Below are 12660 nucleotides of genomic sequence, written 5' to 3' on the forward strand. Positions count from 1 at the left end.
CTCACCATCAAGCCTTGCGTTCGCTTTCGTACCGTTTCGGCGTTAAGTCGGTACACACGTCACCGTGACCCGTGAGCCGATCGCAACCTCACCGGTCGGCGCCAGGTCCGACACCAGGCACCGCTCGGGATCCTTCGGCGCACCCCCGTCCTCGGAGTGCACCTCGGGTTCCAAGCCGTGCCCGGAGAGCTCCTTCGCGACTTCGTCCACCGGGAGGTCGACGTAGTCGGACTTCATGATCGTCACCTTCGGCTTGCCGGGGAGGCGATCGGTCGAGTCGTCCAACGGGCGGGCGCTCGTGGTGCCAGTGCCCTGCTGGTTCGCACCGCCGGGCACCTCGTCGCCCCGCAGCACCCAGCGCAGGATGACCACGCCGAGCACCAGCAGCGCGACCACCAGCACAGCGACCATAACCCACAGCGCGGCGCGGTTGCGCCCCGGCGGCCGCGGGCCGGGTGGCAACGGACGGAAAGCGCCCGTGTGCGGAGTGTTCATGGCTGGTGGGACGGGTTGCATGCCCGGACGCGACCCGGGATGGGTCACCGGGACGCCCGGGTGGGTGTGCTGCGCGGGCGGCGGCGTCATCGGCGCGGCCATCGGCGCGCCGACCGCCATCGCCAGACCGGACGGCGCGGGCAGCGGGTGACCGGCGCGCACCGCGCCCACCGCGGACGCGAACTCGCCGCCGTTGCGGTAGCGCTGGCGCGGGTCCTTGACCAGGGTCGCCTCGATCAGCGCCCGCGGGCCCGGCGGCACGTCCGGCGGCAACGGCGGCGCGATGTCCCTTATGTGCATCATCGCGACCGTCACCGCGTTCTCCGACAGGAACGGCCGGTGCCCGGTCAGGCACTCGTAGCCGCACACCGCCAGCGCGTACACGTCGGAGGCGGGCTCGGCGGCGTGGCCGAGGGCCTGCTCGGGCGCGATGTAGTGGGCCGTGCCCATGACCATGCCGCTGTGCGTGACCGGCGCCGCGTCGGCCGCCTTCGCGATGCCGAAGTCGGTGATCTTCACCCGGCCGGTCGGGGTCACCATGATGTTGCCCGGCTTCACGTCCCGGTGCACCAGCCCGCGCTCGTGCGCCGCCTGCAACGCGTTGCCCGCCTGCTCCAGCAGGTCGAGCGTGCGGTCCGCGTTGAGCCTGCCGCGGGAGATGATCGCGGCCAGCGGCTCGCCCTCCACCAGTTCCATCACCAGGTAGGCGGTGTCCTCCGGCCCGTCCGGGATCGACGCGGTCTCGCCGTAGTCGTGCACCGCGGCGATGCCGGGGTGGTTGAGCGACGCGGTGGTGCGCGCCTCGATGCGGAACCGGTTCAGGAACTCGGCGTCGCCGCTGAGCTCCGCCTTGAGCACCTTCACCGCGACCTTGCGGTCGAGCCGGGTGTCGTCGGCCTCCCAGACCTCGCCCATGCCGCCGACCGCGATCCGCCTGCTGAGGCGGTACCGCTCGGCGAGCAACTGGCCGGAGGTCAGCATCAGCGTCCCCCGAGGTAGGCGCCGATGACCGCGCGGCCGATCGGGGCGGCGACCCGGCCGCCGGTGGCCGCCAGGCCCTGCTGGCCGCCGTTCTCGACGATGACCGCGATCGCGATCTCCGGCTTCTCGGCCGGCGCGAACGCCACGTACCAGGCGTGCGGGTTGGTCGAGCGCACGTTCTCGCCGTGCTCGGCGGTGCCGGTCTTGGACGCGATGGTCACGCCGCTGAGCTTGCCGCCGCCACCGGTGTTGTTCTCCGAGGCGATCATCATGTCGCGCAGGGCCTGTGCCTCTTCGGGCTCCATGGCCTCGTCGACCTCGTCCGGCTTGGTCTCGCTGATCGCCTGGAGGTCGGGCGCCAGGATCTTGCCGACCAGGTGGGGCTGCATCCGCACGCCGCCGTTGGCGATGGTCGCCGCCATCATCGCGTTGACCAGCGGCGTCACCCGGACGTCCTTCTGGCCGATGCCGGTCTGGTAGATCGACGGCTTGTCCGACATCGGGCCCAGCCCCGAGGGCACCACCGACAGCGGGATCGACAGGTCCTGCTCGCCGATGCCGAACTTGGCCGCCTGGTCGCGCAGCTTGTCCGCGCCCAGCTCGGCGGCCAGCACCGCGAACGCCGTGTTGCACGACTTGGACAGCGCCTCCTGCAGCGTGGCCGTCACGCCGTTGCCGCAGACGGTGTCGTTGAAGTTCGGCAGCGTGGTGTTCGTGCCGGGCAGCGTGATCACCGGGCGACCGTCGACCTCGGTCTCCTTGGTCTTGCCCTCGGCCAGCGCCGCCGCCGTCACGACCAGCTTGAACGTCGAGCCGGGCGGGTAGTTCTCGTGCACCGCGCGGTTCAGCATCGGCTTGGACTTGTCGGCGTCGTAACCCGTCCAGGCCTCTTCCTGCACGTCCACGTCGTGGCTGGCGAGGACGTTCGGGTCGTAGGACGGGGTGCTGGCCATGGCCAGGATCTCCCCGGTCTGCGGCTTGATCGCGACCACCGTGCCGGTCACGCCCTGGAGCCGTTCGAACGCGGCCTGCTGGAGCTTCGCGTCGATGGTCAGCTGGAGGCTGCCGCCCTTGGGGTCGCGGCCGGTGATCAGGTCCGACACCCGGCGGGCGAACAGGCGGTCGTCCGAGCCGTTGAGCAGGTCGTCCTCGGCGCGCTCCATGCCGCCCGCGCCGTACAGGGTCGAGAAGTAGCCGGTCACCGGCGCGAACACCGGACCGTTGGCGTAGGTCCGCAGGTACCGCAGCCGGTCGTCCACCCGCTGCACGCTGGCCAGCGGCGTGCCGTCGGCGGCGATGATCTGGCCGCGTTCCCGCGAGTACTGGTCCAGGATCACCCGGCGGTTCAACGGGTCCTTGCGGTAGTCGTCGGCCTTGATGACCTGCACGTACGTCGCGTTGCCCAACAGCAGGAGGATCATCGCCATCATGGCGAGCCCGACCCGGCGGAGCGGTGTGTTCATTTCGGACGCTCCACCATGACTGTGAACTGGTCGGCGATGGCAGGCTGCTGCGGCCGGGGCTTCGGCGTGGACTTCGGCGCGCGCGCCGCGTCCGAGATGCGCAGCAGCAGCGCCACCAGGATGTAGTTGGCCAGCAGCGAGGAACCGCCGTAGGACAGGAACGGCGCGGTGATGCCCGTCATCGGGATCAGCTTCGTCACGCCGCCGACGACGATGAAGATCTGGAACGCCACCGCGAACGCCAGGCCGCCGCCCAGGAGCTTGCCGAACGTGTCCCGCACGGCGAGCGCGCTGCGCAGACCGCGGAGCGCGAACACGGTGTAGATCAGCAGCACCGCGGCCAGCCCGACGAAACCGAGCTCCTCGCCGATCACCGCGGTGATGAAGTCGGTGTTGGCCTCCGGGATCTGGTCCGGCCGCCCGCCGCCCAGGCCCGCGCCGAACAACCCGCCGGTGCCGAGCCCGAACAGCGACTGCACGATCTGGTAGCCCGCGCCGGACGGGTCCGCGAACGGGTCCAGCCAGTTCTGCACCCGGATCTGGACGTGGCCGAACAGCTTCCACGCCACGAAGGCGCCGACGCAGAACATCATCACGCCCAGCACGACCCACACGGCGCGCTCGGTCGCCACGTACAGCAGCACCAGCACGATGCCGAAGAACAGCAGCGAGCTGCCCAGGTCCTTCTGCAGGACCATGATGCTCACGCCGACCGCCCACGCGGCGATCAGCGGGCCGAGGTCGCGGGCCCGCGGCAGGTCCAGGCCGAGGACCCGGCGGCCCGCGATGGTGAACAGGTCCCGCTTCGACACCAGGAACGCGGCGAAGAACACCATCAGCAGGATCTTCGCGAACTCGCCCGGCTGGATGGAGAACGCGCCGAAGCTCAGCCAGATCTTCGCGCCGTTGATCTCCGGCGCGATGAAGCTCGGCAGCACGCCCGGCAGCACCAGCGCCACCAGGCCGAGCAGGCCGGCCGTGTAGCCGTAGCGGGCCAGCGTGCGGTGGTCGGACAGCACCTTCAACGCCGTGCAGAACAGCACCAGCGCGATCGCCGTCCACAGCACCTGCTTGGGCGCGGCGGACGACCACACCTGGTTGTTCGGCAGCTTCACGTCCGCCATGGCCAGGTCGATCCGGTGGATCATGACCAGGCCCAGGCCGTTGAGCAGGGCGACGCACGGCAGGATCACCGGGTCGGCGTAGGGCGCCCACTTGCGCACCGCGAGGTGCGCCACGGTCAGCAGCCCCAGGTACGCCAGGCCCAACCACAGGATCCTCATGCTCAGTTCCTGCTCCTGGTTGGCCTCCACCAGGATCAGCGCGCCGGTCACCAGCGTGGCGGCGAACGCGAGCATGAACAGTTCGGTGCTTCGTCGCGTGGGCGGCCTCAACCCGGGCGACGTGCTGCTCGCCGCCGCGAGCGGTGTGCCCTCAGCGCCGGTGACCGGCGAACCCATGCGACTACTGACCCTTTCGGCAATCCGTGCCCGGCTGCGGCACGGGCGTGGTGAGCGGAGTTCCCTCCACAGTGGTGGACGCGGGCGCCTCGGTCGAGGTTGCCGTCGGCGGCGCGGCGGTGGTGGACGTGCCCGTGGTGCTCTCGGCCGTGTCCTTCGGGCAGAACGGCAACGTCTGCTCCGTGCGCAGCCTGCGGATCGCCTCCCGGGCGCCCTCCAGGCCGTCCACGTCGGTGATGCCGTTGCGCACCACGTCCCGGGTGGCGACCTTCAGGTCCTCCACCGTGATCGGCTCGCACGCCTGCGCGCCCGGCGGGCACGAGCCCTCGACCTTGCGGTGCAGGTCGAAGCCGAACACGCTGCCGGTGACGCCGCGGAACACCGACACCTCGCCGTTGTCGCCCTCGCCCACGTAGTACTGGCGCAGGACGTACCAGCGGGTGCCCAGCCCGGCCGCGACCACCAGCAGGAGCAGGAAGATCACCAGGGCGAGCGCCTTGAGCCGGTTGCCGCGCGCCCGCCGGGGGTCCGGCTGGGGCATCGGCTCGACCCGCTGCGGGATCGGCCGCGGCCCGGTGATGGAACTCGCCCGCGAGGCGGGCGAGTCGGGTGGTGGCGGGTCTTCGCTGCCGTCTCCGGCCGCGCCGCCCACTATGGGCGCGTCCTCCCCGAAGTCGACGTCGACCACGTCGGCGACGACGACCGTCACGTTGTCGGGGCCGCCGCCCTTGAGCGCCAGCTCGATCATCCGGTCCGCGCACGCCTGCGGGTCCGGGATGCGGATCGCCTCGTCCAGCGTCTCCATGCTGACCACGCCGGACAGGCCGTCCGAGCACAGCAGGTAGCGGTCGCCCGGACGGGCCTCCCGCACCATCAGCCTCGGCTCCACCTCGTGGCCGGTCAACGCGCGCAGCAGCAGTGAGCGCTGCGGGTGCGTGGCCGCTTCCTCTTCGGTGATCCGTCCCTCGTCGATCAGCGACTGCACGAACGTGTCGTCGTGCGTGATCTGCGTGAACGTGCCGTTGCGGAGCATGTAGGCGCGGGAGTCGCCGATGTGCACCATGCCCAGCCGCGAGCCCGCGAACAGCACGGCGGTGAGCGTGGTGCCCATGCCGTCCAGGTCGGGGTCGCTCTGCACGAGCTCGGAGATGGCGCCGTTGCCGGCGATCACCGCGTCGCGCAGCTGGCCGAGCAGGTCGTCGCCCGGCTCGTCGTCGTCGAGCGGCGCCAGGGCGGCGATGACGACCTTGCTGGCCACCTCGCCCGCGGCGTGGCCGCCCATGCCGTCGGCGAGCGCGAGCAGGCGTGGGCCCGCGTACACGGAGTCCTGGTTGTTCGAACGGACCAGGCCCCGGTCGCTGCGGGCCGCGTATCGAAGGACGAGAGTCATGAGCGCAGCTCGATCACCGTTTTGCCAATTCGGATCGGGGAGCCGAGCGGAACCCGGAGTGGGGCCGTGACCTTCGCCCGGTCGAGATAAGTGCCGTTCGTGGAGCCGAGGTCTTCCACGTACCAGTCGGTGCCGCGCATCGACAGCCGCGCGTGCCTGGTCGACGCGAAGTCGTCGTCCAGCACGAGCGTCGAGTCGTCGGCGCGGCCGATCATGATCGGCCTGCCGTCCAGGGAGATGCGCGTGCCCGCCAGCGCGCCGTGCGTCACGACGAGCTGTCGGGCCGCCTTGTTGCCCCGGGCGGCCTTGCTAACGCCTCTGCCGAACTTGGGCGTCGGGACACGGAGCCCCGACGCCGCGTACAGATCGGAGCGGACCACTCGAAGCGCAGCCAACACGAACAACCAGAGCAGGACGAGGAAACCCGCTCTGGTCAGCTGCATCACCAGCTCTGGCACCGGTTGTAACCGCTCCTGACTTGAGTGCCGTCACGCCTACGCCCGAATCGACCGCTCAGCCCTGGGTGCGGTAGACCAGCGAGGAGTGGCCGATGCGGACGACGTCGCCTTCCGCGAGCTGCCAAGTCTGCACTGGAGTGCCGTTCACCGTGGTGCCGTTTGTCGAACCGAGATCAGCGAGCATGGCACTGTGCCCGTCCCACGTGATCTCCAGGTGCCTCCTGGAGACCCCGGTGTCGGGCAGCCGGAAGTCCGCTTCCTGCCCGCGGCCGACCACGTTGCCGCCCTGCTTGAGGTTGTAGGTGCGGTTGGAGCCGTCGTCGAGGTGCAGCGTCGCGTTCAGCTGCCGGGGACCGGACTGGACCGCCGGCGGCGCGTAACCGCCCTGCGCCGGGTCGGCGTAGCCCTGCTGCCCGTAGCCCTGGTCATAGCCGGGCTGCTGGCCGTAGCCCTGCTGGCCGTAACCCTGGTCGTAACCGGGCTGCTGGCCGTAGCCCTGGTCGTAGCCGGGCTGTCCGTAACCGGGCTGCTGCTGACCGTAACCCTGGTCGTAGCCCTGCTGCTGGCCGTAGCCCTGCTCGTAACCGGGCTGCTGCTGGCCGTAGCCCTGGTCGTAGCCGGGCTGCTGCTGGCCGTAACCCTGGTCGTAGCCGGGCTGCTGCTGACCGTAGCCCTGCTCGTAGCCCGGTTGCTGCTGACCGTAACCCTGCTGGTCGTAGCCCTGCTGCTGCTGGCCGTAGCCGCCCTGTGCATAGGGGTCGTAGGCGGGCTGGCCCTGTCCTTGTCCGTAGCCGGGAGGCTGGCTCATGGATCCGTCTCCTGCAGTGCGAGGTGGTGCTGACCGTCGGCTGGCAACTTTCACGTCGGGGTCGACGGACGAGCTGGTTCGGAACTGTCCCGTGTGCAGCGCGTCGGAGCGCTCCAGGGAGACTACGACGTCACCATAGGTATCCCATCCGCTCTCTTCGAGGTGCTCCCGGATGGAGTCCCCCAGAAGCTGGGTGATGCGTAGTTCATCCTGACCGTCCCCGGCAAGCCGATCGTGGTCCTGCGGACCCAGCAGGACCTGGAAGTGGTTCGGAGCGAGCAACCTGCCACCCGCCAACTCGCGGATGTTGCTCTCCGCCTCCCGCTGCAGTGCCTGGGCCACTTCCTGCGGGACGACGTTGCCACCGAACACACGCGCGAAGGTGTTGCCGACGATGCCTTCGAGACGGCGCTCGAAGCGCTGTACGAGGCCCACGGCAACCCTCCGACCCGGTCGACTTCTAAGACCGATCGTATCCGGGCTGACGTGGTGGGACACGGGGCAATTGGTAACCCGGACGGGGACCATGCTAGTGTTCTCCACGTCGCTCCGGGCGAGTGGCGGAATGGCAGACGCGCACGGTTCAGGTCCGTGTGTCCGAAAGGACGTGGGGGTTCAACTCCCCCCTCGCCCACCAAAACCATGAAGTCCCATCCACGGTCGTGGGTGGGACTTCATGGTTTTTTCGACTTTTCGGCCCCGATGGGCGCGTGATGTCTGTCACCCGCCCAGCCGCGGCCGAACGTGGTGGCTCCGGGGCGGTCGGTCGATTTCGCACGGCGAGCGGTCGGTGGTGCGGTGGGCGGGGTGGCCGCCGGTCCCGGTCCGGCGGTCGTTCCAGGCGAGCGACGCACACGCTGAGCAGCTTCACGGGCTTCGGGAACCACCGGGGTCACCCAGACGGCAGCACCGCCGGACCGAAGTCCCCCCGCCGGTCGCCGACCGGTTACCGACCGCTCGACGCCGCCGATCGCAGGACGCCATTTGCCCCGGTGGTGCGGCCGGTCCCACCTGGTACGCCTTACCCAGAGCACGAGTCGAAACGCGGCGGACAGCCCGTCGTGGTTGCCGAGGAGGCCCTGGCGTGAGCAGCACACCAGCACGGATCGCGGACACCGACGACGCCAGGGCGCTGTCGGCCACCGCTGTTCCGGTTCCCGAACTACCCGGTTCCGCCGAGGAGCTGGCCGCCTCCGCGGCGGTGCGCCTCGGCTGGCACGGCGTGGTGCTGCCCGAGATGGTCCTCATGGGGCGCAAGGTGATCGTGGTGGCGGAGCTGCTGGCCGACGCGCACGCCGAGCGGCTGTGCCTGGGCGCGGCGCCCGAGACGGACCGGACCACGGTGTCCACCTGGGTGTGGCCCGAGATGGACGGCCGCGTGCCGCCCTCCGCGGTGCGGATCGTCGGCGTCCTGGCGGTGGCCCGGCACTGGCGGACCGCGCTGGCCTCGGCGGTGCCGTTCGCCCGCTTCGGCAACGCCGCCGCCGTGCTGCCGACGTCGGTCGTCTTCACGCACGACTACCTGGCCAACTGCCTGCCGCGGGTGCGCCGCTACGGCGTCTCGGTGCTGCTGGCCGACGAGGAGCTCCAGCTGAGCACGGACGTGGCCGGCCGCAACGAGACCGTGCCGGTCGAGGACACCGCGACCACCCGTTGGGTGAACGAACTCGTGTACGAGCAGGTGCTGGCGACCGCGTCCTGACCTACGGTCGGAGCATGCGGGTAGTGATCGCGGGCGGACACGGCAAGATCGCGTTGCGGGTGGAGCGGCTGTTGGCCGCGAGAGGTGACAGCGCCACGGCGCTGGTGCGCAACCCGGACCACCACGCGGACGTGCTGGACGCGGGTGGTGTCCCCGTCCACTGCGACCTGGAGGCGACGGACGTCGCTTCGGTCGCGGAACTGCTGACCGGCGCGGGCGCGGCGGTCTTCGCCGCGGGCGCCGGGCCCGGCAGCGGGGTGGCGCGCAAGGACACCGTGGACCGGGCCGCGGCGGTGCTGTTCGCGGCGGCGGCGGAACAGGCGGGCGTGCGGCGGTTCATCCAGATCAGCGCCACCGGCATCGGCCGGACCACCGGCGACGAGGTGTTCGACGCCTACCTTGCCGCGAAGGCCGCCGCGGAGGACGACCTGCGCGAACGCGACCTGGACTGGACGATCCTGCGGCCGGGCCGGCTGACCGACGACGAGCCGACCGGCCGCGTGGAGCTGGCCGAGAAGCCGCTACGGGGTTCCGTACCGCGGGCCGACGTGGCAGCGGTCGTGGTGGCACTGCTGGACCGCCCAGGCACCGTTCGCCGCACCTACGAGCTGATCTCCGGCGACACCCCGATCGCCGACGCGTTCTGATCCCGGCCCGTCAGCCGAGGACGCGGTCGAGGTAGGTGTTGGTGAACTTGCCGGTCGGGTCGACCTCGGCGCGGACCCGGCGGAAGTCGTCGAAGTGCGGGTAGAGGTCGCGGAGGGTGTCGGCGGAGAGGCGGTGCATCTTGCCCCAGTGGGGACGTCCGCCTACCGCACCCGCGATCCGCTCGAACGCGTCGAAGTAACGCCGGTACGGCATCCCGAGGTACTGGTGGACGGCGATGTACGCCGTGTCACGCCCGTGCGCCGTGGACAGCCAGATGTCGTCGCCCTGCGCCACCCGCACCTCGACCGGCACGATCACGCCGTGCTCGAGACGGGCGACGGCGGCCCGCAGCTCCCGCAGCACGTCGTGCAGCGCCGCCCGCGGCACCGCGTACTCCGACTCCACGAACCGCACCCGCCGGGGCGTGGTGAAGACCCGGTGTGAGACGTCCCGGTAGTCGCGTTCCGACAGCAGCGACCCGCACACCCGGTTGAGCGTCCTGGTGGTCGCCGGCACGGCCTTCGCCAGCTTGCAGACCAGCGCGAACGCGCTGTTCTCCAGCACCTCGTACTCGTAGAACCGCCGCACCGCGGACAGCGGCGCGGCCGGCTCGTCGACCCGGTTGTTCCGCTTCACGATCACCCGGTCGGAGTGCGGGAACCAGTGGAACTCCACGTGGTCCTCGACCGCGGTCAGGTGGTCGAACTCGTCCAGCACCGCGTCCAGCCGGCCGGGGAACTCGCGCGCGTGCAGCACGAACGCGGGCACGCACCGCAGCGTCACCGTGGTGATCACGCCCAGCGCGCCGAGCCCGATCCTGGCCGCGTCGAACAGCTCGGCCCGCTCGTCGGCCGAGCACCGCGCCACCGACCCGTCGGCGAGCACGAGTTCCAGGGCGACGACCTGCGTCGCCAAGCCGCCGAGCTTCGCGCCCGTGCCGTGCGTCCCGGTCGAGATCGCGCCCGCCACGGTCTGCGCGTCGATGTCGCCGAGGTTCGGCAGGGCCAGCCCGAGCACGTCCAGCAGCGCGTTGAGCTGGTGCAGCGTCGTCCCCGACCGGACCGTCACCAGCGGGCCCGCCACGTCGACGATCCCGGTCCACGCGTCGAGGTCGACCGCCACGCCGGGCGCGACCGCGATGTCGGTGAACGAGTGCCCGCTGCCGCGCGGGCGGACACTGGACGCGCCCACGACGACGGCGGCGAGCTCGTCGACGCTCGCCGGGTGCTCCACCCGGTGCGGGTTCGCGGACGCGGTGCGTGCCCAGTTCGTCCACGGGGTCGCCATGCACACCTCCGGATGTGACGCGTTCCACGAACCGTAGGTGAAAGCTATTCACCTTTCAAGTACGGTGAGGCCCATGCAGCACCGCACGCGCCTGGACGTCGCGACGGAGGAGCACGACCCGCCGTTCGCGATCGTCGACCTGGACGCCTTCGACAGCAACGCGGCCGACCTCGTCCGCCGCGCGGGCGGGCGGCCGATCCGGGTGGCGAGCAAGTCCGTCCGGGTCCGCGCGCTGCTGGAACGCGTGCTCGCGCGGCCCGGTTTCGCGGGCGTCATGTGCTACTCCCTGGCCGAGGCGCTGTGGTTGTCGTCGGTCGACCTGTCCGAAGACCTCCTGGTCGCGTACCCGACCGTCGACCAGGCGGCGCTGGCCGAACTCGCCAAGGACGACAAGGCGCGGGCCAGGACCACGATCGTGGTCGACTCGACCGCGCACCTCGACCTGGTCCACTCCGTGCTCGGCCCCGACCACCCGGAGATCCGGGTGTGCCTGGAGCTGGACGTGTCGTGGCGACCGGTGCCCGGCCTGCACATCGGCCCACGCCGCTCACCCGTGCACACGGCACGTGAAGCGCGCGCTCTCGCAGAGGCGATCGTGCGCCGGCCGGGGTTCCGGCTGGTCGGCGTGATGGCCTACGAAGGGCAGATCGCGGGCGTCGGCGACCAGCCGCCGGGCAGGCCGGTGCGCGGCGCCGTGTTGCGCTGGATGCAGCGGCACTCCGCCGCCGAACTGGTCGAACGCCGCACCGCCGCCGTCTCCGCCGTGCGCCGGGTCGCCGACCTGGAGTTCGTCAACGGCGGCGGCACGGGCAGCCTGGAGGTCACCGCAGCCGACCCGTCGGTCACCGAGCTCGCGGCCGGCTCCGGGCTCGTCGGCCCGACCCTGTTCGACGGCTACCGCGGCTTCCAGCCCAAGCCCGCCGTGCTGTTCGCGCTGCCGGTCGTGCGCAGGCCGAAGCGGCACGTGGCCACGCTGTTCTCCGGCGGGTACGTCGCCTCCGGCACCGCGACCCCCGACCGCCAGCCCAGCCCGTACCTGCCGGTCGGGCTGAAGCTGCTGCCGATGGAGGGCGCGGGCGAGGTGCAGACCCCGGTGGTGGGCCGGGCGGCCGACTCGCTGCGCCTCGGCGACCGCGTGTGGCTGCGGCACGCCAAGGCCGGCGAGCTGGCCGAGCGGTTCACCCACTACCACGTCGTGCGGGGTGACGTGGTGGAGCGGACCGTGCCCACCTACCGGGGCGAGGGTCACTCGTTCGGCTGAAAATCTCGGCTGGAGAAGGCCGGGTGGGCCGTGGTCAGCTCGGGAGCCGGGTCGACAGGTACCCGCGGACCAGGGCCTTGGCCTCGTCCAGGATCCGCTGGTCGCCCGCCGGGTCGCGGCGGAACGCCAGGTTGAGCACGCCGTCCGCGGCCTCGACCGCGATCGAGATCGGGAGCTGCAGCTCGGCCAGCGGGATGTCGAACTTGGCCGAGATCATCTCCGCGATGCGGTCGGAGATGACCGTGTTGTTGTCGCGGCGGTCGTCGAGGAGCCGCATGTCGACCACGTCGCCGAAGTGCAGCTTGGAGAACGCCGGCACCTCGCGGTGCATCGAGACGTACACGTCGAAGATCGAGTCGACGGCGTCCCACCAGTGGTCGAGGGTGGTCGAGGTGAACCGGCCGTCCACCGTCTGGATGAACTTCTCCAGGTTCCGCAGGGTCAGCGCCTGCACGACCGCCCGTTTGTCGGGGAAGAACTGGTAGAGCGAGCCGACCGCGACACCCGCGCGCTCGGCGATCAATGTCGTGGTGACTCCGTCGTAGCCGACCTCCTCGATGAGCTGTGCGCAGGCCTCGAGCATCCGCTCGACGCGCTTGGCGCTGCGCTGCTGCACCGGCTGACGGCGCAGCGGGGTCGTACTGGTCACGGCGACTCCTGCTGAATGGGTGGCGGGACTCCATAGTGCCCGGTGGTGGACCTTTCCA

Annotated in this window: 11 protein-coding genes and 1 tRNA gene; 4 read left to right on the plus strand and 8 right to left on the minus strand. The window is 70.9% G+C overall.

Features of this window, described 5'->3' with window-relative positions:
* Nucleotides 1–42: 42 nt before the first annotated feature.
* The 6 genes from ADK67_RS01925 to ADK67_RS01950 are packed head-to-tail and all read right to left on the minus strand — an operon-like array spanning nucleotide 43 to nucleotide 7490.
* Entirely contained in the window at nucleotides 43–1476 is a 1434-nt protein-coding gene (locus tag ADK67_RS01925; protein ID WP_053714571.1) for a serine/threonine-protein kinase, read from the minus strand.
* On the minus strand, nucleotides 1476–2939 hold the full coding sequence (locus ADK67_RS01930; RefSeq protein ID WP_053714572.1) for a peptidoglycan D,D-transpeptidase FtsI family protein: 1464 nt from the start codon (nucleotides 2937–2939) through the stop codon (nucleotides 1476–1478). Before ADK67_RS01930 ends, ADK67_RS01925 begins: the two co-directional genes overlap by 1 nt.
* Nucleotides 2936–4399: an FtsW/RodA/SpoVE family cell cycle protein gene (locus ADK67_RS01935; RefSeq protein WP_053714573.1), complete on the minus strand. Its 1464-nt coding sequence runs from the start codon at nucleotides 4397–4399 to the stop codon at nucleotides 2936–2938. Before ADK67_RS01935 ends, ADK67_RS01930 begins: the two co-directional genes overlap by 4 nt.
* 4 nt (nucleotides 4400–4403) lie before the next feature.
* Nucleotides 4404–5789: a PP2C family protein-serine/threonine phosphatase gene (locus ADK67_RS01940; RefSeq protein ID WP_053714574.1), complete on the minus strand. Its 1386-nt coding sequence runs from the start codon at nucleotides 5787–5789 to the stop codon at nucleotides 4404–4406.
* The gene (locus ADK67_RS01945; protein ID WP_053714575.1) at nucleotides 5786–6247 is read right to left on the minus strand and encodes an FHA domain-containing protein FhaB/FipA; all 462 of its coding nucleotides are present in this window, start codon (nucleotides 6245–6247) and stop codon (nucleotides 5786–5788) included. The genes ADK67_RS01940 and ADK67_RS01945 overlap by 4 nt, the downstream gene beginning before the upstream one ends.
* A gap of 55 nt (nucleotides 6248–6302) precedes the next feature.
* A complete protein-coding gene (locus ADK67_RS01950) occupies nucleotides 6303–7490 on the minus strand; it encodes a DUF3662 and FHA domain-containing protein (RefSeq protein WP_053714576.1) in 1188 nt (395 codons plus the stop codon).
* Nucleotides 7491–7606: 116 nt separating this feature from the next.
* On the opposite strand from ADK67_RS01950, the gene ADK67_RS01955 reads away from it, so the two are divergent.
* The 3 genes from ADK67_RS01955 to ADK67_RS01965 all read left to right on the plus strand — a co-directional run bounded on the left by ADK67_RS01955 (nucleotide 7607) and on the right by ADK67_RS01965 (nucleotide 9404).
* A tRNA-Leu gene (locus tag ADK67_RS01955) sits at nucleotides 7607–7692 on the plus strand.
* 447 nt (nucleotides 7693–8139) lie between these two features.
* Nucleotides 8140–8757, plus strand: coding sequence for a hypothetical protein (locus ADK67_RS01960; RefSeq protein ID WP_053714577.1), 618 nt, complete (start codon nucleotides 8140–8142; stop codon nucleotides 8755–8757).
* 14 nt (nucleotides 8758–8771) lie between these two features.
* Nucleotides 8772–9404, plus strand: coding sequence for an NAD(P)-binding oxidoreductase (locus tag ADK67_RS01965; protein ID WP_053714578.1), 633 nt, complete (start codon nucleotides 8772–8774; stop codon nucleotides 9402–9404).
* A 10-nt stretch (nucleotides 9405–9414) separates the two neighbouring features.
* Here ADK67_RS01965 and ADK67_RS01970 read toward each other — a convergent pair whose 3' ends face one another.
* Nucleotides 9415–10692 (minus strand): D-arabinono-1,4-lactone oxidase, encoded by a 1278-nt coding sequence (locus ADK67_RS01970; protein ID WP_053714579.1) that lies wholly within the window; start codon nucleotides 10690–10692, stop codon nucleotides 9415–9417.
* Between the two features lie 73 nt (nucleotides 10693–10765).
* Between ADK67_RS01970 and ADK67_RS01975 the strand changes: the two genes are divergently transcribed.
* Entirely contained in the window at nucleotides 10766–11953 is a 1188-nt protein-coding gene (locus ADK67_RS01975) for an amino acid deaminase/aldolase (RefSeq protein ID WP_053714580.1), read from the plus strand.
* 34 nt (nucleotides 11954–11987) lie between these two features.
* On the opposite strand, the gene ADK67_RS01980 is transcribed toward ADK67_RS01975, so the two are convergent.
* Nucleotides 11988–12602, minus strand: coding sequence for a TetR/AcrR family transcriptional regulator (locus tag ADK67_RS01980; protein ID WP_053714581.1), 615 nt, complete (start codon nucleotides 12600–12602; stop codon nucleotides 11988–11990).
* Between the last annotated feature and the right edge of the window lie 58 nt (nucleotides 12603–12660).

Source organism: Saccharothrix sp. NRRL B-16348 (genome assembly GCF_001280085.1).
In the GTDB taxonomy this organism is placed as follows: Bacteria; Actinomycetota; Actinomycetes; order Mycobacteriales; family Pseudonocardiaceae; genus Actinosynnema.

Bases quoted from the DNA above. Each gene is read 5' to 3' on its own strand.
- ADK67_RS01925 (WP_053714571.1), bottom strand. From the start codon at position 1,476: ATGCTGACCTCCGGCCAGTTGCTCGCCGAGCGGTACCGCCTCAGCAGG.
- ADK67_RS01930 (WP_053714572.1), bottom strand. From the start codon at position 2,939: ATGAACACACCGCTCCGCCGGGTCGGGCTCGCCATGATGGCGATGATC.
- ADK67_RS01935 (WP_053714573.1), bottom strand. From the start codon at position 4,399: ATGGGTTCGCCGGTCACCGGCGCTGAGGGCACACCGCTCGCGGCGGCG.
- ADK67_RS01940 (WP_053714574.1), bottom strand. From the start codon at position 5,789: ATGACTCTCGTCCTTCGATACGCGGCCCGCAGCGACCGGGGCCTGGTC.
- ADK67_RS01965 (WP_053714578.1), top strand. From the start codon at position 8,772: ATGCGGGTAGTGATCGCGGGCGGACACGGCAAGATCGCGTTGCGGGTG.
- ADK67_RS01970 (WP_053714579.1), bottom strand. From the start codon at position 10,692: ATGGCGACCCCGTGGACGAACTGGGCACGCACCGCGTCCGCGAACCCG.
- ADK67_RS01975 (WP_053714580.1), top strand. From the start codon at position 10,766: ATGCAGCACCGCACGCGCCTGGACGTCGCGACGGAGGAGCACGACCCG.